Source organism: Streptomyces sp. NPDC107538, from assembly GCF_055657445.1.
Genome location: NZ_JBVKAY010000004.1, coordinates 699,316 through 720,658, shown reverse-complemented (window position 1 = coordinate 720,658; position 21,343 = coordinate 699,316). Strand labels below are relative to the sequence as shown.

The following is a 21,343-nucleotide window of genomic DNA, read 5'->3' as shown; positions in this document are numbered from 1 at the left end:
GGCCGCATGACACAGAAGACCGAGCTGTACGTACCCAAGGGCGCCACCGCGAACGCCCGGTACACCGTCGACATCGATCCGAAGCGGGCCGGCTGGACCCACAGCAGCCTCAGGATCGTGGAGTTGGGGCCGGACGGGACGCATACGTTCACGACTGGGGACAGTGAGTGGATCGTGCTGTCCCTCAACGGCGGTTGTACGGTTCAGGTGTCGGAGGAACCGGGCAATTCAGACGGTGGCGGCATCACGGAGTTCCAGATCCTGGGCAGGGAGAGCGTGTTCGCCGGAGTCTCCGACTTCGTGTACGCGCCCCGTGACGCCCGGGTACAGATCGCCTCCGGCGCGGGAGGCCGCTTCGCTTTGGCAGGAGCGAAGTGCGAGCGACGACTCCCCGCTCGTTACGGCCCCGCGCCGGAGGTCCCCGTCGAGGACCGGGGCAGCGGCAGCTGCGCCCGCCAGGTCCGCAACTTCGCCTCCGCCGACGCCTTCGAGTGCGACAAGCTGATCACCGTCGAGGTCATCACCCCCGGCGGCAACTGGTCCTCGTACCCGCCGCACAAGCACGACGAGAACCGCCCCGGCGAGGAGACCGAACTCGAGGAGATCTACTACTTCGAGATCGACGGCCCGAACGGCTTCGGCTACCAGCGCGTCTCCGCCTCCCGCGAGGGCGGCTCCGAGGTGCTCGCCGAGGTCCGTTCCGGTGACGCGGTGCTCGTTCCCGACGGCTGGCACGGCCCGTCCATCGCGCAGCCCGGCCACAGCATGTACTACCTGAACGTCATGGCGGGCCCCGGCCCCGAGCGGAAGTGGCAGATCTGCTTCCACCCCGACCACACGGAGGGGTACCGATGAGCCCGGCCTCGAACACCAGCCCGGCCACCACCACGATCCGGCTGACCGTCGCCCAGGCGCTGGTCCGCTTCCTCTCCGCCCAGTACACCGAACGCGACGGCGAGCGGCGGCGGCTGATCGGCGCCACCTGGGGCATCTTCGGCCACGGCAACGTCGCAGGCCTCGGCCAGGCGCTGGTCGAGTACGCCGACGACATGCCGTACCTCCAGGGCCGCAACGAGCAGTCGATGGTGCACGCGGCCGTCGGCTACGCCCGCCAGTCGAACCGGCTGTCGACGCACGCGGTGACGACGTCCATCGGCCCCGGCGCCACCAACCTCGTCACCGGCGCCGCCCTCGCCACCATCAACCACCTCCCGGTGCTGCTCCTGCCCGGCGACATCTTCGCCACCCGCCCGGCCGACCCGGTCCTCCAACAGCTCGAAGTGCCGTACGCGGGCGACATCAGCGTCAACGACACGCTGCGCCCGGTGTCGAGGTACTTCGACCGGGTCACCCGCCCCGAGGCGCTGATCCCGGCCGCGCTGCAGGCGATGCGGGTCCTCACCGACCCCGTCGAGACGGGCGCGGTCACCCTCGCCCTCCCGCAGGACGTGCAGGCGGAGGCGTACGACTGGCCGGAGGAGTTCTTCGCCGAGCGGACCTGGAACGTGCGCCGCCCGGCGGCCGACGTCGCCGAACTGGCCGCCGCCGTCACCGCGATCCGCGAGGCCCGCCGCCCGCTGATCGTCGCCGGCGGCGGTGTCCACCACGCCCGCGCGGAGGAGGCGCTCGCCGAACTCGCCGACGCCACCGGCATCCCGGTCGCCTCCACCCAGGCAGGCAAGGGCTCCCTCCGCTTCGACCACGCCCAGGACGTGGGCGGCATCGGCCACACCGGCACCGCGACCGCCAACGAACTGGCCCGCACCGCCGACCTGGTGATCGGCGTCGGCACCCGGTACACCGACTTCACCACGGCCTCGAACACTCTGTTCGCCGCCGACGGAGTCCGCTTCCTCAACCTCAACATCGCCGCGTACGACGGCCACAAGCTCTCCGCGCTGCCACTGATCGCGGACGCGCGGGCCGGCCTCGAAGCGCTCACCGAGGCGCTGGCGCTGCACGGACACCGCGTCGCGGACGCGTACGTCGCCGAGTACGCGGAGGACAAGCAGCGCTGGGAGCACCGCGTCGACGCCTGCTACGAGGCCGACGAACCGGACACCCGGCCCACCCAGGCCCAGGTCCTCGGCCTCCTCGACGAGATCGCCGACGAGTCCGACATCCTGATCAACGCGGCCGGTTCCCTCCCCGGTGACCTGCACAAACTGTGGCGGACGCGGTCACGGGACCAGTACCACCTGGAGTACGGCTACTCCTGCATGGGGTACGAGATCCCGGCCGCGATCGGTGTCCGGCTGGCCGCCCCCGGGCGCCCGGTGTGGGCGCTGGTCGGCGACGGCACGTATCTGATGATGCCGACCGAGATCGTGACCGCCGTCCAGGAGAACGTCCCGATCAAGGTGCTGCTGGTGCAGAACCACGGGTACGCCTCCATCGGCGGCCTCTCGGAGTCGGTCGGCGGCGAGCGGTTCGGCACCGCCTACCGCTACCGCGACCCCGACGCCGGCACGTTCACGGGCGCCCCGCTGCCCGTGGATCTCGCCGCCAACGCGGCCAGTCTCGGTATGCGCGTGCTGCGCGCCAAGACCGTCCGCGACCTGCGCGCCGCCCTCGCCGAGGCACGGGCGGCCGACACTCCCACTTGTGTCTACGTGGAGACCCAAACGGCCGACACAGTGTCTGGCCCGCCTCCCGCGCAGGCCTGGTGGGATGTACCTGTGGCCGAGACCGCGACCCGCGCGTCGGCGGTCAAGGCACGCGAGGAGTACGACCGGCACGTCTCAACCCGACGCCGCCATCTGTGAGAAGGAGTATCTGGGCATGACGAAGATCGTCAACCACTGGATCGGCGGCAAGACCGTCGAAGGCGCGTCGGGTACGTTCGGGCCGGTCACGGACCCGGCGACCGGCGCGGTCACCACCAAGGTCGCCTTCGCGACCGTCGACGAGGTCGACGCGGCGGTCCGCACCGCCAAGGAGGCCTTCGCCACCTGGGGCCAGTCCTCGCTGGCCAAGCGCACGGAGATCCTGTTCCGCTTCCGCGCGCTGCTGGACGCCAACCGTGACGCGATCGCGGAGCTGATCACCGCCGAGCACGGCAAGGTGCACTCGGACGCGCTCGGCGAGGTCGCGCGCGGCCTGGAGATCGTCGACCTGGCCTGCGGCATCAATGTGCAGCTGAAGGGCGAGCTGTCGACGCAGGTCGCCAGCCGCGTGGACGTCTCCTCGATCCGCCAGCCGCTGGGCGTCGTCGCGGGCATCACGCCGTTCAACTTCCCGGCGATGGTCCCGATGTGGATGTTCCCGATCGCCATCGCGACCGGCAACACCTTCGTGCTGAAGCCGTCCGAGAAGGACCCCTCGGCCTCCATCAAGATCGCCGAACTCCTCTCCGAGGCCGGCCTCCCCGACGGCGTCTTCAACGTCGTCCACGGCGACAAGGTGGCCGTCGACGCCCTCCTGGAGCACCCGGACGTCAAGGCGATCTCCTTCGTCGGCTCCACCCCGATCGCCCGCTACATCCACACCACGGCCTCCGCCAACCACAAGCGCGTCCAGGCCCTCGGCGGCGCCAAGAACCACATGCTGGTCCTCCCGGACGCCGACCTGGACGCGGCGGCCGACGCCGCCGTCTCCGCCGCCTACGGCTCGGCGGGCGAGCGCTGCATGGCGATCTCCGCGGTCGTGGCCGTGGGCGCGATCGGCGACGAGCTGGTCGAGAAGATCCGCGAGCGCGCCGAGAAGATCAAGATCGGCCCCGGCAACGACCCCACCTCCGAGATGGGCCCGCTGATCACGGCCGTCCACCGCGACAAGGTGGCGTCGTACGTCGAGGGCGCGGCGGCCGAGGGCTGCGAGGTCGTCCTCGACGGCACCGGCTTCACGGTCGACGGCTTCGAGGACGGCCACTGGATCGGCATCTCGCTGCTGGACAAGGTCCCGACCACGGCGAAGGCGTACCAGGACGAGATCTTCGGCCCGGTGCTGACCGTCCTGCGCGTCGACACCTACGACGAGGGCATCGCCCTCATCAACGCCTCGCCGTTCGGCAACGGCACCGCGATCTTCACCCGCGACGGCGGCGCCGCCCGCCGCTTCCAGCTGGAGGTCGAGGCCGGCATGGTCGGCGTCAACGTCCCGATCCCGGTCCCCGTCGGCTACCACAGCTTCGGCGGCTGGAAGGACTCCCTCTTCGGCGACCACCACATCTACGGCAACGACGGCACCCACTTCTACACCCGAGGCAAGGTCGTCACCACCCGCTGGCCCGACCCGGCCGACGGCCCGTCGGCCGTGGACCTGGGCTTCCCGCGCAACCACTGACTAGCCCCCCCCGCGCCCCTGCTTTTAGGGGCGCGGGGAACTGCGCGAGAACCCCCACCGAACCAGCACCCGACAACGCACCCTCGCGCGGAGCGCGAAAGGGGGTCGAAGGGGCGCAGCCCCTGGGGGATGGGACGGGTAGGGGCGGCGGGGGCGACTTATCAGGTTGCTGTCAGCCAAAGACGTACCGCACCCGCTGTATACCGAATTCCCCCCGTACGACTGTGGGATACCCCACCCCTCCCCCCTGAGAGGGCCGAGACCCCCCACCACACCCCCGTACCGTTGACGCATGGATCTTCGACTGACCGGGCCGCGCCTGCGCGGAGCGCTGCGACGGCGGCCGAGGCGGGTCATCGCCGCCGCGGCCGCCGTCGTCGTGCTCGCCGGCGCGGGCACCTGGACGGCCACCGCCTCGGACGAAGCGGCGCCGGTGACCCGCACCGACCAGGCCATGACCACGGCCGAGGGCGTGCGCATCGACACCTCGTACTTCACCTCCGGCGGTGACGGCCGCCGCCCGGCCGTCATGCTCGGCCACGGCTTCGGCGGCAGCAAGGACGACGTCCGCTCCCAGGCCGAGTCCCTCGCCCGCGACGGCTACGCGGTCCTCACCTGGTCCGCCCGCGGCTTCGGCGACTCGACCGGCAAGATCGGGCTGAACGACCCGAAGGGCGAGGTCGCCGACGTCTCGAAGCTGATCGACTGGCTCGCCGACCGCCCCGAGGTGCGGCTCGACAAGAAGGGCGACCCCCGCATCGGCCTCGCCGGCGCCTCGTACGGCGGCGCGATCTCGCTGCTGGCCGCCGGGTACGACGACCGCGTGGACGCCATCGCGCCCGCGATCACGTACTGGAACCTGGCGGACGCCCTGTTCCCGAACGGCGTGTTCAAGAAGCTCTGGGCCGGTCTCTTCGTCAACACCGGCGGCGGCTGCGAGAAGTTCGAGACCCAGCTGTGCGAGATGTACCAGCGGGTCGCCGAGTCCGGTGAGCCCGACGCGGAGGCCGTGAAGCTCCTCGACGAGCGCAGCCCCGAGGCCGTCGGCGACCGCATCAAGGTGCCCACCCTGCTGATGCAGGGCCAGACCGACTCCCTCTTCCCGCTCGGCCAGGCCGACGCCGCCGCCAAGGCGATCAAGGCCAACGGCGCGCCCGTGGACGTGGACTGGATCTCCGGCGGCCACGACGGCGGCGACATGGAGACGAGCCGGGTCCAGGCTCGGACCACCGCCTGGTTCGACCGCTACCTCAAGGACGACAAGGGCGCCGACACCGGCTCCGCGTTCCGCGTCACCCGCACCCTCGGCGCCGGCTCCGGCGACGGCGAACCCCGGCTCGCCGGCACCACCGACGACACCTACCCCGGCCTGGAGAGCGACCCCACGAAGATCGCCCTCGCCGGCCGTGAGCAGAGCTTCGAGAACCCGGCCGGCGCCAACCCGCCCGGCATCTCCGCCCTCCCCGGCCTCGGCGCCGGCGGCGGCCTCGCCCAGCTCTCCTCGCTCGGCGTCAGCATCTCCCTGGACTTCCCCGGCCAGTTCGCCGCGTTCCAGTCGAAGCCCGTCGCCGACGACCTCCAGATCACCGGCTCGCCCACGGCGACGGTCCATGTGAAGTCGACCAGCGAGGACGCCGTCCTCTTCGCCAAGGTGTACGACGTCGGCCCGGACGGCAGGTCCCAGGTCCTCCCGTCCCAGCTCGTCGAACCCCTCCGCGTCGAGGGCGCCAAGGCCGGCAAGGACGTGACGCTCACTCTCCCGGCCATCGACCACGAACTCGACGACGGCCACAGCCTCCGTCTGGTCCTCGCCTCCACCGACCTCGGCTACGCCTCCCCGACGACACCGGCGACGTACACCGTCTCCCTCAAGGGCGACCTGGAGGTGCCGACCCCGCTGGGCCGGGCCGACCGTACGGACGTGCTGCCCGCCTGGGTCTGGTACCTGCCGATCGCCGGCGCCGTGATCGCCGCGGTCCTGCTGGTCACCGGCCGCCGCCGGATCGTCACCCCGGCCCCGGACCCCGCGCTCGCCGAGGTCCCGCTGGAGATCACCGACCTGAGCAAGAAGTACAAGAACGGCGACCGCTACAGCGTCCGCGACCTCTCCTTCCGCGTCGAGAAGGGCCAGGTCCTCGGCCTGCTCGGGCCGAACGGCGCGGGCAAGACGACGACCCTGCGCATGCTGATGGGCCTCATCCAGCCGGACGGCGGCCAGATCCGGGTCTTCGGCCACGCAATCGTGCCGGGCGCCCCGGTCCTCTCCCGGGTCGGCGCCTTCGTCGAGGGCGCGGGCTTCCTCCCGCACCTGTCCGGCCGCGAGAACCTGGAGCTGTACTGGGCCGCCACCGGCCGCCCGGCCGGGGACGCGCACCTCGACGAGGCCCTGGAGATCGCCGGTCTCGGCGACGCCCTGGCCCGCGCGGTCCGCACCTACTCGCAGGGCATGCGCCAGCGCCTGGCCATCGCCCAGGCCATGCTCGGCCTGCCCGACCTGCTGATCCTCGACGAGCCGACCAACGGACTCGACCCGCCACAGATCCGCGAGATGCGCGAGGTCATGATCCGGTACGCGGCCGCCGGCCGCACGGTCATCGTCTCCAGCCATCTGCTGGCGGAGGTCGAGCAGACCTGTACGCATCTGGTCGTCATGGACAAGGGACAGCTCGTCCAGGCGGGCCCCGTGAGCGCGATCGTCGGTTCCGGCGACACGCTCCTGGTCGGCACGGCCGAGCCCCTGGACGAGCCGATCGTCGAGAAGATCGCCGCCCTGCCCGGCATCGACTCGGCCGTCCGCACCGACGACGGCCTGGTGGTCCGCCTCGACGCCGACGGCAGTGCCCGGCGCCTGGTCGCCGAACTCGTCCGGCTGGAGGTCCCCGTGGAGTCCGTCGGCCCGCACCGCCGCCTCGAAGACGCCTTCCTCACCCTGATCGGAGAGCACGCATGAGCACGCTGGCCGAGCGTGCGGAGCACGCGGAACCCGGACACCACAAGCCGGTCGAGGTCGCCGACGGCTACCGCGCGGGCCGCACCCTGCCCCTCGGGGTCGAGCTGGTCCGCCAGCTGAAGCGCCGCCGCACGATGGTCATGTTCGGCATCCTGTTCGCCCTGCCGCTGGTGCTGCTGATCGCCTTCCAGGTCGGCGGCACCCCCGGCGAGGGCAACAACCGGGCCAACCTGATGGACACCGCCACGGCGTCCGGCGCGAACTTCGCCGCGGTGAACCTGTTCGCCGCCGCGGGCTTCCTGCTCGTCATCCCCGTCGCGCTGTTCTGCGGCGACACGGTCGCCTCGGAGGCCAGCTGGTCCTCCCTGCGCTACCTCCTCGCCGCGCCCGTCCCGCGCGCCCGGCTGCTGTGGTCCAAGCTCGTCGTCGGCCTCACCCTCAGCCTCGCGGCGCTGGTGCTGCTGCCGGTCGTCGCGCTGATCGTCGGCACGCTCGCCTACGGCTGGGGTCCGCTGGTGCTGCCGACCGGCGGCGAGATCGCCACGGGTGCCGCCGCCCAGGCCCTGGTGATCACCGTCGGGTACATCTTCGTGTCCCAACTGGTCACCGCCGCCCTGGCGTTCTGGCTCTCCACGAGGACCGACGCCCCGCTCGGCGCGGTCGGCGGCGCCGTCGGCCTCACCATCGTCGGCAGCGTCCTCGACGAGGTGACCGCCCTCGGCGACTGGCGCGACTTCCTGCCCACGCACTGGCAGTACGCCTGGCTGGACGTCGTCCGCCCGCAGCCCGAGTACACGGACATGATCCAGGGCGTCTCGATTTCGGTAACGTACGCGCTCGTCCTGTTCGCCCTGGCCTTCCGCGGTTTCCGCCGCAAGGACGTCGTCTCCTAGGTCAACGGAAGATCACCCACCGGTCTCGACGGGCCCCCGCCGTGGCCGCTTCGAGACGCATCCGCAACACCCCGTGGCGCACATCCGGGCCCCCTCCGCCGTCACAGTCACAACAGTCGCCCGCGAAAACCCGCGAAAGGGCGACAGCTGACGTGGCTAGGGGGCCCGGATGCACACGTATCGCAGGACCGGTCGGACGACGACACGACGGCGGCTGGGCACCACGCTCCTCGCCCTGGGCACCGCCGGCACACTGCTCCTCACCGGCTGCGGCAACAGCGGTGACGGGGGTAACTCCTCCTCGTACGACCGGGGAGGGAGCGGCGGCAAGGCGGACGGCTTCCCGGCCCCCATGCCCGAGGGCACCGGCACCGGCGAACAGCGCGGCGAGCAACCGACCGAGGGCTCCGACGACTTCGCCCCCTCCCCGGACCACCTCTCCACCTTCGCCCTCGACGTCGACACCGCCTCCTACGGCTACGCCCGCCGCACCCTGGCCGACGGCAGCCTGCCCGACCCGGCCACGGTCCGCCCGGAGGAGTTCGTCAACAGCTTCCGCCAGGACTACGAACGCCCGGACGGCGACGGCTTCTCGGTCACCGTCGACGGCGCCCGCACCCGCGACGAGAACTGGTCCCTGGTCCGCGTCGGCCTCGCCACCCGCACCGCCGAGAGCGACAGCAGGCGCCCGCCCGCCGCCCTCACCTTCGTCATCGACGTCTCCGGCTCCATGTCCGAACCGGGCCGCCTCGACCTCGCCCAGGACGCCCTGCGCACCATGACGGACCGGCTGCGCGACGACGACTCGGTCGCCATCGTCACCTTCAGCGACGAGGCCGAGACCGTCCTGCCGATGACCCGCCTCGACGACAGCCGCGGCGAGATCCGCGAGGCCGTCGACCGCCTGGAGCCCACCGACTCCACCAACCTCGCGGCGGGCGTCGAGACCGGCTACGAGACGGCCGTCGACGGCCTGCGCGAGGGCGCGACCAACCGGGTCGTCCTCCTCTCCGACGCCCTCGCCAACACCGGCTCCACCGACGCCGATTCCATCCTCGAACGCATCGCGAGCGAACGCCGCGAGCACGGCATCACTCTCTTCGGCGTGGGCGTCGGCAGCGACTACGGCGACGCGCTCATGGAACAGCTCGCCGACCGGGGCGACGGCCACACCACCTACGTCTCCACCGAGGAGGAGGCCGAGGAGGTCTTCTGCGAGGAACTCCCGCGCCATGTCGACCTCACCGCCCGCGACGCCAAGGCCCAGGTCGCCTTCGACCCGGCGACGGTCGAGCAGTTCCGGCTGATCGGCTACGACAACCGGCAGGTCGCCGACGAGGACTTCCGCGACGACCGTGTGGACGGCGGCGAGGTCGGCCCCGGCCACACCGTCACCGCCCTCTACGTCGTCCGCACCAAGGAAGGCGCCGAAGGCGGCCACCTCGCCACCGCCACCGTCCGCTGGCTCGACCCCGACACCCGCACCCCGCACGAGGAGTCCACCGGCCTGGAGGCCTCCGCCCTCCACGGCGACCTGTGGTCCGCGTCGCCGTACGGCCTCCGGGTCGCCGCCGTCGCCGCCTACTTCGCCGACTCCCTCCGGCAGCAGAGCGGCTACTGGATCGACCTCCCGGCCCGCCCCACCCTGCGCCAACTGGGCCTTCGGGCCGACGACTTGGCACGGGACCGCGAGGACAAGGACCTGTACGACCTGGCCGAGGCGATCAGGAGGGCGGACGCCATGCTGACTTAGCGCGCTCCGGGCGCACGCCTCCCCCGTTCCCCGGAGTCGTCCGAAACCATTGAAAATTCCTTACGCACCGGTAAGTTGACTCGTCAGTAATGAAGCGGTCGGGGGCCTCGGGGAGCGGTGATGGGCGTACGCAAGGACTTGAACCAGGCGAAGCGGCGCGGCGGCCTGACCGACCGCGTCCAGGTCGAGATCGTCAGGGACGAGCACGGTGTGGTCCGCGAGGCCCGCACCCCCGCCCTCGCCCCCCGCCCGACCGGCGGCAGCATCGCCGACCTGCCCTTCATCAACGCCACCGCGGCCCCCGACGCCGTCGTCCTGCGCCGCGCCGACCGCCACGGCACCTACCAGCCGGTGACCGCGACCGCCTTCGCCCGCGAAGTCACGGCCACCGCCAAGGGGTTGATCGCCGCCGGACTCGAACCGGGCGGCCGGGTCGCGATCATGTCCCGCACCCGCTACGAGTGGACGGTCCTCGACTTCGCCGTCTGGGCGGCCGGCGGCCAGTCCGTCCCCGTCTACGCCACCTCCTCGCCCGACCAGATCGAGTGGATCGTCCGCGACTCCGGCTCCCGCTTCGTCGTCGTGGAGACCGCCGGCAACGCGGAGGCCGTCGCCACCGCCACCGCCGGCCACTCCCGGCCCCCGCACGTCTGGCAGATCGACCGGGAGGCCCTCGCCCACCTCGCCGATCTGGGCCGGGGCGTCCCCGACGACGAGGTCACCAAGCGCCGCGCCGCCCTCACCCCCGAGACGGCCGCGACCATCTGCTACACCTCCGGCACCACCGGCCGCCCCAAAGGCTGCGTCCTCACCCACGCCAACCTCCACGCCGAGGCCGCCAACACGGTCGAACTGCTCCACCCGGTCTTCGAGGCGGTCACCGGCCAGGCCGCCTCCACCCTCCTCTTCCTCCCCCTCGCCCACATCCTCGGCCGCACGATCCAGATCGCCTGCCTCATGGCCCGCATCGAGATCGGCCACTGCCCGAGCATCAAGCCCGACGAACTGCGGCCCGCGCTCAAGAAGTTCCGCCCCACCTTCCTGGTCGGCGTCCCGTACCTCTTCGAGCGGATCCACGCCACCGGCCGCGCCACCGCCGAACGCCTCGGCCGCGGCGCCTCCTTCGACCGCGCCCACCGCCTCGGCGTCCGCTTCGCCCGCGCGTCCCTCGCCAAATTCCTGGACCAGGGCCCCGGCCCGACCCCCGGCCTGTACGCCGCCTGGGCCCTGTACGACCTGCTGGTCTACCGCCGCGTCCGCAAGGAGCTCGGCGGCCGGATGCGCTACGCCATCAGCGGCGGCTCCCCGCTCGACCGCGACCTCAACCTCTTCTTCTACGCCGCCGGGATCATCGTCTACGAGGGCTACGGCCTCACCGAGACGACCGCGGCCGCCACCATCGTGCCGCCCCTGCAGCCCCGCCCCGGCACCGTCGGCCGGCCCGTCCCCGGCACCGCGATCCGCATCGCCGACGACGGGGAGGTCCTCATCAAGGGCGGCATCGTCTTCGGCACCTACTGGAACAACCCGTCCGCCACCGACGCCGCGCTCACCGACGACTGGTTCGCCACCGGTGACCTCGGCGCGCTCGACGAGGACGGCTACCTCACCATCACCGGCCGCAAGAAGGACATCCTCGTCACCTCCGGCGGCAAGAACGTGTCCCCGGCCGTCCTGGAGGACCGGCTGCGCAGCCGCCCCCCGGTCGGCCAGTGCATCGTCGTCGGCGACAACCGCCCCTTCGTCGCCGCCCTCATCACCCTCGACCCCGAGGACGTCACCCACTGGCTGCACGTCCGCGGCATGTCCCCGGACACCCCGCTCTCCGAGATCGTCACCGACCCCCGGATGCGCGCCGACGTCCAACAGGCCGTCGACTACGCCAACCAGGCCGTCTCCCGCGCCGAGTCCATCCGCGAATTCAAGCTGATAGAAGGCGAGTTCAACGAGGAGAACGGCCTCCTCACCCCCTCCATGAAGATCAAACGCCACGCGGTGACGGCGGCGTACGCGGCGGCGATCGAATCGCTCTACGCCAAGAAGTGAGCCGGGGGCCGACCTCCGTCCGGACACACGAAAGCGGGCCGCCGACGAACTCGGCGACCCGCTTCCGTCTGTCCGGTGGCGGCGTCAGTCCTTCTTGCCGTTGCCGTTGTCCGAGAGGATCGGGATGTCCGACAGGATGTGCGACAGCGGCTCGTCGCCCTTGGCCTGGGTGGAGTTCTCGGTGCACTGCTGGTTCTGCGGCGCCGACAGGATCGGGACGTCCTGCAGAGCGGAGACTCCGATGAGCCCGATGCCGCCGAGGTTGAGCTTCGCCGGCAGACCGATGCAGGGCTTGTTGAGCGACCCCTGGACCAGCGAGAGCTGCGGGCTCATGTCGCCCTTGGTCACGGAGTTGCCGAACGCCTGGCTGGCACCGTTGCCGCTGAAGGACGTGGTCCCACCGTCATCCGCGACCGCCTGGGGCGCGGTGGCGGCACCGAGGCCGGCAATGGAAGCGGCAACAGCCGCGGTGGCCCACAGCTTGTTCATGTTGGATCCCTTCGGAAAGCGGACTCCGTTGCGGAGTTGCGCCCTGATCAACAGAGCGTCCGGCCAACGGTTGCGGAGTTTGCCCCCATTGGCGCATTAGGAGGCTTATCGGGGTGCTACTTCGCGTCCTTGCCGTTGCCGTTGTCCGAGAGGATCGGGATGTCGGACAGCAGGTGCGACAGCGGCTCGTCGCCCTTGGCCTGGGTGGAGTTCTCGGTGCACTGCTGGTTCTGCGGCGCCGACAGGATCGGGACGTCCTGGAGCAGGGAGACGCCGAGAAGCCCGAGGCCACCGAGGTTGAGCTTCGCCGGCAGACCGATGCAGGGCTTGTTGAACGAGCCCTGGATCAGCGCCATCTGCGGGCTCATGTTCCCGTACGTGGCCGAGTTGCCGTACACCTGATGGGCGTCGTTCCCGCTGAAGGTCGTGGTGCCGCCGTCGTCGGCGAGTGCCTGGGGCGCGGCGGCGGTCGAGGCTCCGACGACGGAGGCGGCGATCGTGGTCACGGCCATGAACTTCTTGATCACTTGCGGTTCCCTTCTGGAAAAACCCCGTTTCCACCGGAGCGCCATGGACAACTTCCCCCGGACTCCCCGGTTGCTCTGATTCACTCCGTCGGCCCATGCGGGGGAGTGAGGGCGGGGCGCGCGGAGCTTTTTCGATCCGCTGGAATTCGCCGGTGCGAGCGGGCCGAACGGGTGATGCTCCGAAACCGGTACGGGTGTGCCGCAGTTGCTGCCAGAGTCAGGGACCCGCGGGTTCCGCCAGGAAAGGAACGCGAAATGTTCAAGAAGGCAATGGCCGCGGTCACGGTCGCCGCTTCCATCACCGGCCTCGCGGCCGCCGCCGCGCCCCAGGCGCTCGCCGACGACGGTGGGACCACCTCTTTCAGCGGCAACGGTGCCAGCCAGGCGTTCGGCAACTCCGTGACCAAGGGCGACATGAGCCCGCAGCTGTCGCTGGTGCAGGGGTCGCTCAACAAGCCCTGTGTCGGCCTGCCGGTCAAGGGCAACCTCGGTGGCATCGGGCTCATCGGAGTCTCCCTGCTCCAGGACGTCCCGGTCCTCTCCGCGCCGCAGAACCAGCAGTGCACGGAGAACTCCACCCAGGCCAAGGGTGACGAGCCGCTGTCGCACATCCTGTCGGACATCCCGATCCTGTCGGACAACGGCAACGGCGGCGGCCACGGCTGATCCAGAGCCGGCAGTCGGGAAACGGCTCGGGCCGTCCGCGCGGTGCGTGCGGGCGGTCCGAGCCCTTCCGCTGTCTTCTGTGCGGCCATTCGAGTGGCCGAAGATTCGACTGTCCGATAATTCCCGGGGCGATCGAGTGAATTACCCCGCTCCTCATGTTCCTGAGTTTCTTCCGGTGTGTATTCCTCGTTTCGCAGGCTGCAGGTCATGATGCGAGCCGTTCATGCTGTGCTCGCTCGGTTTCGGCCGTCAATTGAGGCATGACCGCGGAGAAGGGAAATGTTGTGAAGCTCAAGAAGAGCGCTGCTGTCGTCGCCGGCGTGATCATGGCCATGGGAATGGCCACTCCGGCCTTCGCCGACGCGGAGGCCAAGGGTGCCGCCATCGGTTCCCCGGGTGTCCTCTCGGGCAACGTGGTGCAGGTTCCCATCCACATCCCGATCAACGTGTGCGGTAACACCATCAACGTCATCGGTCTGCTCAACCCGGCAGCCGGCAACATCTGCGTCAACGACTGACGTCGTAACGCCTCGCACCAGCCGCTCGGCTGTGCCCAAGCCGGCCTTGGATTGTCCTCAGCGGCGCCAAGGCCGGCTTTTCCCACTTCTTCGAGCAGGAAGAGAACGAGATGCGACAGACCCTGCGCAAGAGAATGGTCGTGGCCGCCGCGACGACGGGCCTGCTGTCCCTCTACGGCACGTCGGCGCTCGCGGACACGGGCGCGCACGGCGCCGCCTCGAACTCGCCCGGCGTCGCGTCGGGCAACGCGGTCGAGGTGCCGGTCACCGTCCCGGTGAACCTCTGCGGCAACACCGTAGACGTCGCCGCGGCAGGCAACCCGTCCATCGGCAACGCCTGCGCCAACACCGGTGACCACGCCCCGGAGAACACCCGGAGCGCCCCGGAGAGCCAGGCCGCCCCCGAGCGGCAGCCCGCTCCGGTGGCCGAGCCCCGCTACGCGGCCCCGGCCGCGGACCCGGAGCCCGAGGAGCCCTGGGAGTCGGCGTACAAGGAGTACGAGGACTACGAGGACTACGAGGAGTACGAGGAGTACGCGGGACACGGCACGTACCAAGGGGACCAGGCGGACCAGGCGGACCAGGGGCATCAGGCAGACGACGAGCCCGCGGAGTACACGGACCCCTGGGACGACGGCGGCTACGGGAACGACGACGGCACGCAGGGCGGCCACGACGACGGCACGCAGGGTGGCCACGACGACTCTTCGGGCGATTACGGCGACCAGCCGGACGACGAGGAGGCTGAGGGCGGCTACGGCGATCACCCGCCGACGACGACCCCGCCCACGAAGCCTCCGCACGAGACCAAACCGCCGACGACTCCGCCCACCAAGCCCCCGCAGCCCACGAAGCCGCCGACGAAGCCTCCGACGAACCCGCCGACGAAGCCCCCGCACGAGACCAAGCCGCCCACGGAGACCGCGCACCCCACGAAGCCCCCGACGAAGCCGCCGCACGAGACCAAGCCGCCGACGGCCCCGCCCACCAAGCCCCCGCACGAGACCGAGCCGCCCACGAACCCGCCGACGAAGCCCCCGCACTCGTCCCAGCCGCCGACCAGCCCGCCCACCAAGCCGCCCACGCTCCCCGAGACCGGCAGTGACCGTGAGGCGCTGATCGCCGCCGGGGCCGGCAGCCTCGCGCTGATCGCGGGCGGGGCCATCCTGTACCGGCGGGGCCGGGCCGCGTCCGGTCGTTGAGCCGCTCCGGGTGCCGGAGGCGCGGTGAGCCTCCGGCACCCGGGCCCGTCACGACCCGGCGGTGGAGGCCAGGTCGGCCCGCGCCCCCGGCACCGGGATCCGCCCACCGGGCACCCCCGAGCGCAGCCGTCGGCGTACCCCTCGTACGAGGGTGGGCGCCGTGAACGACGCGCCGTACACGAAGCGCATCGCGGGGCCGAAGCCGGAAGCGGTGGTGAGGCCCGCGAGGAACAGACCGGGGACCGAGGACTCGAAGTCCCGGCCGACCGAGGGCGAGCCGTCGGCGAGCGGCACCAGGTCCGCGCGGACGTCACGCGCCAGCAGGTCCAGCCGGTCGCAGGTGGCCCGGAACCCCGTGGCGGCGATGACGTGCTCGGTGTCCAGCGAGGTCAGCCCGCCGTCCCGGCCCACCGTCTCCAGACGCACGGCACCGCCCGACTCGTACGCCACCGCGACCTCCTGGCCGAGCCGTACCTCGACAGCCCGTTCGACGCGGTCGCGGACCCACCAGGCGCCCGCGGGGCCCAGTGCCCCGGCAGCTACCCGGACCCGGCTCGTCTCGGGCAGTCGGCGGTACCAACCGGGCCGTTCCGCGTAGAACCAGTTGCGCCAGCCGCAGCCCAGGCCGCTGTGCGGGGAGCGGGCCAGGTCCCACAGGGGGCGTTCCAGCGGGGGCGGGACGTCGTTCCAGCGGAGGGCGGGGGAGCGGGCCAGCACCCGGACGCGCGTGCCCTGTTCGGCGAGGAGCGCGGCCGTCTCCAGGGCCGCCTGGCCGCCGCCGACGACCGTGACGTCCTTGCCCCGGAAGCGGTCGAGGGTGGGGTGATGGCTGCTGTGGGAGACCCGGGATGGGCTCAACTCGCGCAGTACGGCGGGTACTTCGACGAACGGGAGCACGCCGACGGCCAGGGCCACCGTGCGGGCGCGGACCAGCTCACCGTCGTTCAGGATCGCCTCGAAGGCCCCGCAGCGACGCTGAAGGCGCGTCACCGTCCGTTCGTCGACCGGGGGGAGGGCGTGGTGGGCGAACCACAGGCCGTACGCGGCGAAGGTGCCGATCGGGACGGGGCGGCCGTGGCGGGCCTCGACGCCCTGTTCCGCGCAGTACGCGTCCAGCCGCCAACGTCCCTCGGGATCGGAGAGGTTGGAGGCCCACGGCTCGGACTTGAGGAACATGCCGGGCGGCATGTGGTCGCGCCAGGACGCCATCGGACGGCCGAGGACGCGCAGGCTGAGCCCGGCCGCGGCGGCGTGGGCCGCGATGGACAGGCCGTACGGGCCGGCGCCGACCACCAGCAGGTCGTACATCACGGGCGGCTCGCTTTCTCGTTCTCGGCGCGGTGCGCGGACCGGTGCTCGCCGGCGGCCCGGTCGTGCTGGGCGGGAGGGGGTGTGCGGGGTGTCAGCAGTCGGCCGAGCGCGTGGCGGGGCCACAGGGACCACAGGGCGAGGCCGGGGGCGCGGTCGTCCCGCGCGTACCAGGCCAGTTCGCGCGCGCCCGGCCGGGACGGCGCGTACGGCGGGGGTGGCGGGCGCAGCGCGGTGAGCGGCGCGTAGTTCTCCACGACGAAGGTCCGGCCCGGCACGGGCGTCCCGTCCGGGATCCGGCGGCCGGTCAGATCCAGGTGCAGGGCGCGCACGACGTCGATGCCGGCCGTGTCCGTGAACAGCCGGAACTGCGCGCCGGGGCGCGGGTTGAAGTCGAGCAGGTGGTACGCGCCGGTGCGGCCCTCGCGGCGGAAGTCGAGGTCGAACACGCCCCGGTAGGCGAGTGCCCCGGCCAGCCGCTCGGCGAGGGCCTGGACCTCGGGGTTCGGGGTCCAGCGGCCCACGGTGGTCAGGCCCGCGCCGGGCGGCCAGGCGCCCAGCTTGCGGCCGGGGCCGCCGGCGCGCACGACCCCGGCGCGGTCGGCGTACCCGTGGAAGAACCAGTCCCGGTCGAGCCCCGGCGGCAGGAACGCCTGCAGCAGCAGCCGGCTGCCCGCCTGTGCCGAGCGTCGGTACAGGGCCGCCGCCTCCCCGGCGGAGCGCACCACCGTCGTGCTGCGCAGGCCCGCGTCGGCGGGCAGCAGCCAGGGGCGGCTCCACTTGGCGACCACCGGCAGACCCAGCTCGCGCGCTGCTGCCGCCGCCTCGGCCGGACTGTCGGGGAGTGCCGTCGCCGGGTGCGGGAGGCCCAGGCGCCCGCACAGCGCGGCCAGTTCGGCCTTGTCGGCCACCTGCTCGGCGAGGGCCTCGGGGCCGTCCGGGAGCAGGTAATCCTCCGTCAGCTCCGCGCGCAGCCGGCCGACGGCCACGGCGCTCGCGTCGTCCAGCGCGACCAGGACGGCCCGACGGCCCACCCGGGCCGCCACCCGGCGCAGCACGGCGGCGAACTCCTCGTGCCGGGCGCCGAGACGCGGCGGGGTGTGCGTCGCGTGGAGGAACCGCGAGCTGCGGACGGGACTTCCCGCGCAGTCGGCGACCAGATGCACCTCCACCCCGGCGCGGCCCAAGGACCGTACGGCTCCCAGGGTTCCGTGGTGGAAGGGATTGCGGTCCGTCCGCAGCAGAACGGCCGGAACGCGGGTGTCGAGCGGCGACTCATTCATCGACACGTTCATTGACGCGTTCATTTCGACAGGGTCCTCGCACATTTCTTTGACGTCGGGTCACCCGTGCGGGCGATTCGGGCACCCGAAGGCCGGAGCCCCAGTTGGCGGAATTCATATTCGTATGACTGATTGTCAGTAGGTGGAAATCGGCGGCGGAAAGCAGTGAAGTGAAGAAAGCGGAGAGGGGAGCGGACATGGCTCCACAGCAGCGGCGGGCCCGGCACAGGAGGCCCCGCAACAGACGGCTGGCGCTCGTCGCGGCCGGCGTGGTCACGACGTTCGCCCTCGCGTCGGTCCCGGTGTACGCCGTGGGCGCGGTGGTGACCCGGGTGACCGACCCACCGGCACCCGCCGTCCCCGCGGCACCGGCCGTCCCGGCGGCCACCCCCACGGTTCCCCCGGCGCCCGCCGCCGTGACCCCGGCTCCGGTCGCCCAGACGCCCGTACCCGCCGTACCGACGGCACCGAGCGCACCGGCCGCACCGAGCGCGTCGGTCCCGCCGCCGGGCACCTCGCCCGTGCCGGCCACTCCCTCGCAGACCCCGAAGGCTCCCGAGGAGTTGCCTGCCATCGGCGCCTATCTGCACTACGGACCCCGTGGCGTCGCCCGGATCGCCGAGCTGAGCGACTGGCTGGGCGGCTCCGACCTGCGGGTGGCGCACACCTACCTGCCGGGCGACCGCTGGTCCAACATCGAGGGCCTGCCCGGCTTCCTGGACTCCTGGGCGGAGTGGCGGCGCGACGAGGACGACCGGATGTTCGTCCTCAACGTGCCCATGATGGAGCGCAACGAGGAGGGCGTCTCCGACACCGAGGTCCGCGCGCTGCTGCGCCGCGCCGCCGCCGGTGAGTTCGACCGCCACTACCGCCGACTCGCCGAGCGGCTGGTCGAGTTGAAGATCCCGGACACGGTGATCGTGCTCGGCTGGGAGATGAACGGCATCACGTACACCCATCGCTGCGGGCCCGACCCGGAGAACTGGAAGAAGTACTGGAACAGGATCGTCACCACGATGCGCGCGGTGCCGGGCCAGAAATTCAAGTTCGACTGGACCCCGAACAGGGGCCGGGACGCCATTCCCTGGACCCAGTGCTATCCGGGCGACGACACGGTCGACATCATCGGCATGGACTCCTACGACCAGCCGCGCGGCATCACCTTCGACGAACAGGTGAAGGAACCGTACGGCCTGCAGGCGCACGTCGATTTCGCGAAGGAGCACAAGAAGCCCATCTCCTATGCGGAATGGGGACTCTTCCGCAACGGTGACAACCCGGAGTACATGCGACGCATGCTCGCCTGGATGGACGAGCACAAGCCGCTCTACAACACGCTCACGGACTACTGCCCGCACGGTGTCTGGCAGTGCGCGAGCAACCCGAAGGCGGCGCAGGTGTACCGGTCGATGCTCTTCGGCCGCGACACGGCCGCGACCCCGAAGCCGGTACCCACTCCCACGCCCACCCCGACGCCGACCCCCACGCCCAAGCCGGTTCCCACCACGCCCGTACGTCCGCCGAACTGCTCGCCGCTGGAACTGGGCGACTGGGTGGAGTACTGGATCGGCGGGAAGCTCTGCATCCGTACGGACTGGTGGGCGCGCTACCGGTGAGCCGGAGCCGGCGGCGGGCCGTTCACTGCCCGCCGCCGGCATCGCGTTCCTTCCGGGCTCGCCACCGGCGGACCAGTTCCTTGCCCCGGCAGCGGGCCGCCGCGTCACAGACGACCGCCGACAGGATCGGGGCGGTACGGCGGCGGGCGAGCAGCAGCCGCTGGTTCACGACGGTGTCCGGGCGCCAGCGCAGCTTGTACGGCTCGGCGCCCCGCAGCAGGCTCAGCACCTGGTGGGCGCCGGAGCCGACGTGCCCGGCGCAGGCGTCGAGCAGCATGGTGGCGACGTCCGCCTTGCGCTCGCGCAGCCGGGGGTGGGCGCCGTAGAGGTAGCCGCCCGCGAGCCGCCGCGAGAGCAGGGTGACGTCGACGGCCAGGACGTCGCCGCCCAGCCGGAACTCGGTCACCACGGCATCCCCGGAGCGCACCATCGGCCCGACCGAGCGGGTCAGGTGCTCGGAGAAACGGGGCCGCATGTGCTCGGTCGTCACCTTGCGGTCCTGCCACTGGAGCCGGTGCAGCTCCAGCATGGTCCGCAGCGCCGCGTCCACCTCCTCGGGGCGCACCGCACGCGGCTCGATGCCCAGGTCACCGAGCTTGCGGAGCTTGGCGCGCACCCGCTGGGCCCGGGAGTTGGGCAGCCGCTTGAGCAGTTCGGCCATGGGCTGGGCGGGCAGCTCCAGACAGACCGAGTCGGCCACCTTGCGGCGCGGCCCCGACCAGCGGTCGTAAATCCGTTCGACGGCGGCGCCCGGCCGTACCTCGCGGAAGTCGATCAGCGCGGTCCGGGCGGCGGCCGACAGCCCCTCGGCGAGCGCGGCCGACGCCTGCTCGGCGTACTCGTCGTCGACGATCACATCCGCGAAGTCGGAGATCGGGCAGCCGAGCGGGACGAGCGCGGGCAGCGGCCGCCGCACGAGCATCAGCGGGGCGACCGCGCGCAGCTCGGCGCCGTCCCGGACCACGACCAGCCGCAGCCTGCCGGGGGTGCCGTACGACAGCCACCAGGAGTGCAGCCAGGCGTGGTTCTGGAACGGGGTGGCCGCGCCGCACCGCCGGTACAGCCGGTCCCAGGCCTCGGCCAGCTCGCCGAACTCGCCCTCGTCGGTGCAGAGTTCGGCGCGCAGGGTGGTGCTCGCCCCCGTGTCCAGCGTGCTGGTCACAGCTGTCCGCGGGCGTCGGCGGCGAGCGCGGGGCCCGGTACGGAGGCGGCCGGCGGGGTCTCCGGGGAGCGTCGGGGCCGGACCAGCAGCGCGAGTCCGCCGAGCAGCCCGCCGGCGGCGGTGCCCACCAGCCCGGTCACCGTCGACGACGCCGAGGACGCCTCGGTCGGCCTGGTCGCACGGGCGAACTCCTGCAACTCGACGCGCGTCGACCCGACGGAGTCGTTGGCGTGCCGGGTCAGCGCCCGGGAGACGGCGTTGGCCATGTCGGCGGCGAGGTCCGGCCGTGAGGAGGTGGCGGACACGGCCACCATCGGCGCGTCCGGCGAGGTCGCCGTCTGCACGCTCCTGCGCAGCGTCGAGATCGGCACCCCCGCCCACACCTGGGCGTCCCCGAGCACCGCGACCTGTGTCGCCACCCGCCCGTACGCCTGCGCGAAGCCCAGCGCCGACTGCGAGTCCGACCCTTCCCCGGGCACGGCGACGACATAGCTGGTGGCGGTGTAGACGGGCGCCTTCACCACGCCGTACGCGCCCCCGGCCAGCCCGCCGAGCAGCGCACCGGCGGCCAGCAGGGACCAGGGGGGCAGGGACCTGGAGCGGGCGAGGGAGGCGGGCCCACGGTCGGGGCTGTCGGTCATACGTT

Annotated in this window: 17 protein-coding genes; 11 read left to right on the top strand and 6 right to left on the bottom strand. The window is 71.9% G+C overall.

Annotated elements, in window-relative coordinates:
- Positions 1–6: 6 nt before the first annotated feature.
- The 7 genes from iolB to ACZ7MG_RS17605 all read left to right on the top strand — a co-directional run bounded on the left by iolB (position 7) and on the right by ACZ7MG_RS17605 (position 11,926).
- Positions 7–855, top strand: a complete 849-nt coding sequence (iolB, locus tag ACZ7MG_RS17635; protein WP_471379774.1) for a 5-deoxy-glucuronate isomerase — start codon at positions 7–9, stop codon at positions 853–855.
- A complete protein-coding gene (gene iolD, locus ACZ7MG_RS17630) occupies positions 852–2,765 on the top strand; it encodes a 3D-(3,5/4)-trihydroxycyclohexane-1,2-dione acylhydrolase (decyclizing) (RefSeq protein ID WP_471379775.1) in 1,914 nt (637 codons plus the stop codon). Before iolB ends, iolD begins: the two co-directional genes overlap by 4 nt.
- Positions 2,766–2,781: 16 nt before the next feature.
- Positions 2,782–4,284 (top strand): CoA-acylating methylmalonate-semialdehyde dehydrogenase, encoded by a 1,503-nt coding sequence (gene mmsA, locus ACZ7MG_RS17625; RefSeq protein WP_471379777.1) that lies wholly within the window; start codon positions 2,782–2,784, stop codon positions 4,282–4,284.
- A 292-nt stretch (positions 4,285–4,576) separates the two neighbouring features.
- Positions 4,577–7,234: an alpha/beta fold hydrolase gene (locus ACZ7MG_RS17620; protein ID WP_471379778.1), complete on the top strand. Its 2,658-nt coding sequence runs from the start codon at positions 4,577–4,579 to the stop codon at positions 7,232–7,234.
- A complete protein-coding gene (locus tag ACZ7MG_RS17615; protein ID WP_471379780.1) occupies positions 7,231–8,127 on the top strand; it encodes an ABC transporter permease in 897 nt (298 codons plus the stop codon). Before ACZ7MG_RS17620 ends, ACZ7MG_RS17615 begins: the two co-directional genes overlap by 4 nt.
- Before the next feature lie 169 nt (positions 8,128–8,296).
- Positions 8,297–9,880 carry a vWA domain-containing protein gene (locus ACZ7MG_RS17610; RefSeq protein ID WP_471379782.1) on the top strand — a complete coding sequence of 528 codons (1,584 nt, stop codon included), beginning with the start codon at positions 8,297–8,299 and terminating at the stop codon, positions 9,878–9,880.
- Between the two features lie 120 nt (positions 9,881–10,000).
- A complete protein-coding gene (locus tag ACZ7MG_RS17605) occupies positions 10,001–11,926 on the top strand; it encodes an AMP-dependent synthetase/ligase (protein WP_471379783.1) in 1,926 nt (641 codons plus the stop codon).
- 84 nt (positions 11,927–12,010) lie between these two features.
- Here ACZ7MG_RS17605 and ACZ7MG_RS17600 read toward each other — a convergent pair whose 3' ends face one another.
- Both ACZ7MG_RS17600 and ACZ7MG_RS17595 read right to left on the bottom strand, forming a co-directional pair.
- Positions 12,011–12,415, bottom strand: coding sequence for a rodlin (locus ACZ7MG_RS17600; RefSeq protein ID WP_471379784.1), 405 nt, complete (start codon positions 12,413–12,415; stop codon positions 12,011–12,013).
- Between the two features lie 116 nt (positions 12,416–12,531).
- Entirely contained in the window at positions 12,532–12,942 is a 411-nt protein-coding gene (locus ACZ7MG_RS17595; protein ID WP_471379786.1) for a rodlin, read from the bottom strand.
- A gap of 255 nt (positions 12,943–13,197) precedes the next feature.
- Between ACZ7MG_RS17595 and ACZ7MG_RS17590 the strand changes: the two genes are divergently transcribed.
- From ACZ7MG_RS17590 to ACZ7MG_RS17580, 3 genes are all read left to right on the top strand, one after another.
- Positions 13,198–13,608: a rodlin gene (locus ACZ7MG_RS17590; RefSeq protein ID WP_471379787.1), complete on the top strand. Its 411-nt coding sequence runs from the start codon at positions 13,198–13,200 to the stop codon at positions 13,606–13,608.
- Between the two features lie 260 nt (positions 13,609–13,868).
- Positions 13,869–14,126: a chaplin gene (locus tag ACZ7MG_RS17585; protein ID WP_471379788.1), complete on the top strand. Its 258-nt coding sequence runs from the start codon at positions 13,869–13,871 to the stop codon at positions 14,124–14,126.
- Between the two features lie 110 nt (positions 14,127–14,236).
- Complete coding sequence (locus ACZ7MG_RS17580; protein ID WP_471379789.1) at positions 14,237–15,328, top strand: chaplin; 1,092 nt, start codon at positions 14,237–14,239, stop codon at positions 15,326–15,328.
- Between the two features lie 48 nt (positions 15,329–15,376).
- Here ACZ7MG_RS17580 and ACZ7MG_RS17575 read toward each other — a convergent pair whose 3' ends face one another.
- Both ACZ7MG_RS17575 and ACZ7MG_RS17570 read right to left on the bottom strand, forming a co-directional pair.
- Complete coding sequence (locus ACZ7MG_RS17575; RefSeq protein WP_471380530.1) at positions 15,377–16,636, bottom strand: NAD(P)-binding domain-containing protein; 1,260 nt, start codon at positions 16,634–16,636, stop codon at positions 15,377–15,379.
- The gene (locus ACZ7MG_RS17570; protein WP_471379790.1) at positions 16,636–17,919 is read right to left on the bottom strand and encodes a carboxylate--amine ligase; all 1,284 of its coding nucleotides are present in this window, start codon (positions 17,917–17,919) and stop codon (positions 16,636–16,638) included. Before ACZ7MG_RS17570 ends, ACZ7MG_RS17575 begins: the two co-directional genes overlap by 1 nt.
- Positions 17,920–18,116: 197 nt before the next feature.
- Here ACZ7MG_RS17570 and ACZ7MG_RS17565 point away from each other — a divergent pair, with 197 nt between their 5' ends.
- The gene (locus ACZ7MG_RS17565; protein ID WP_471379792.1) at positions 18,117–19,535 is read left to right on the top strand and encodes a glycoside hydrolase family 26 protein; all 1,419 of its coding nucleotides are present in this window, start codon (positions 18,117–18,119) and stop codon (positions 19,533–19,535) included.
- Between the two features lie 22 nt (positions 19,536–19,557).
- Here the strand turns inward: ACZ7MG_RS17565 and ACZ7MG_RS17560 are convergent, their stop codons facing one another.
- On the bottom strand, positions 19,558–20,697 hold the full coding sequence (locus tag ACZ7MG_RS17560; RefSeq protein ID WP_471379793.1) for a GNAT family N-acetyltransferase: 1,140 nt from the start codon (positions 20,695–20,697) through the stop codon (positions 19,558–19,560).
- Positions 20,694–21,338, bottom strand: a complete 645-nt coding sequence (locus ACZ7MG_RS17555; RefSeq protein WP_471379794.1) for a YveK family protein — start codon at positions 21,336–21,338, stop codon at positions 20,694–20,696. The genes ACZ7MG_RS17560 and ACZ7MG_RS17555 overlap by 4 nt, the downstream gene beginning before the upstream one ends.
- Between the last annotated feature and the right edge of the window lie 5 nt (positions 21,339–21,343).

Bases quoted from the DNA above. Each gene is read 5' to 3' on its own strand.
- iolB (WP_471379774.1), top strand. From the start codon at position 7: ATGACACAGAAGACCGAGCTGTACGTACCCAAGGGCGCCACCGCGAAC.
- iolD (WP_471379775.1), top strand. From the start codon at position 852: ATGAGCCCGGCCTCGAACACCAGCCCGGCCACCACCACGATCCGGCTG.
- mmsA (WP_471379777.1), top strand. From the start codon at position 2,782: ATGACGAAGATCGTCAACCACTGGATCGGCGGCAAGACCGTCGAAGGC.
- ACZ7MG_RS17620 (WP_471379778.1), top strand. From the start codon at position 4,577: ATGGATCTTCGACTGACCGGGCCGCGCCTGCGCGGAGCGCTGCGACGG.
- ACZ7MG_RS17615 (WP_471379780.1), top strand. From the start codon at position 7,231: ATGAGCACGCTGGCCGAGCGTGCGGAGCACGCGGAACCCGGACACCAC.
- ACZ7MG_RS17610 (WP_471379782.1), top strand. From the start codon at position 8,297: ATGCACACGTATCGCAGGACCGGTCGGACGACGACACGACGGCGGCTG.
- ACZ7MG_RS17605 (WP_471379783.1), top strand. From the start codon at position 10,001: ATGGGCGTACGCAAGGACTTGAACCAGGCGAAGCGGCGCGGCGGCCTG.
- ACZ7MG_RS17600 (WP_471379784.1), bottom strand. From the start codon at position 12,415: ATGAACAAGCTGTGGGCCACCGCGGCTGTTGCCGCTTCCATTGCCGGC.
- ACZ7MG_RS17590 (WP_471379787.1), top strand. From the start codon at position 13,198: ATGTTCAAGAAGGCAATGGCCGCGGTCACGGTCGCCGCTTCCATCACC.
- ACZ7MG_RS17585 (WP_471379788.1), top strand. From the start codon at position 13,869: ATGACCGCGGAGAAGGGAAATGTTGTGAAGCTCAAGAAGAGCGCTGCT.
- ACZ7MG_RS17580 (WP_471379789.1), top strand. From the start codon at position 14,237: ATGCGACAGACCCTGCGCAAGAGAATGGTCGTGGCCGCCGCGACGACG.
- ACZ7MG_RS17575 (WP_471380530.1), bottom strand. From the start codon at position 16,636: ATGTACGACCTGCTGGTGGTCGGCGCCGGCCCGTACGGCCTGTCCATC.
- ACZ7MG_RS17570 (WP_471379790.1), bottom strand. From the start codon at position 17,919: ATGAATGAGTCGCCGCTCGACACCCGCGTTCCGGCCGTTCTGCTGCGG.
- ACZ7MG_RS17565 (WP_471379792.1), top strand. From the start codon at position 18,117: ATGGCTCCACAGCAGCGGCGGGCCCGGCACAGGAGGCCCCGCAACAGA.
- ACZ7MG_RS17555 (WP_471379794.1), bottom strand. From the start codon at position 21,338: ATGACCGACAGCCCCGACCGTGGGCCCGCCTCCCTCGCCCGCTCCAGG.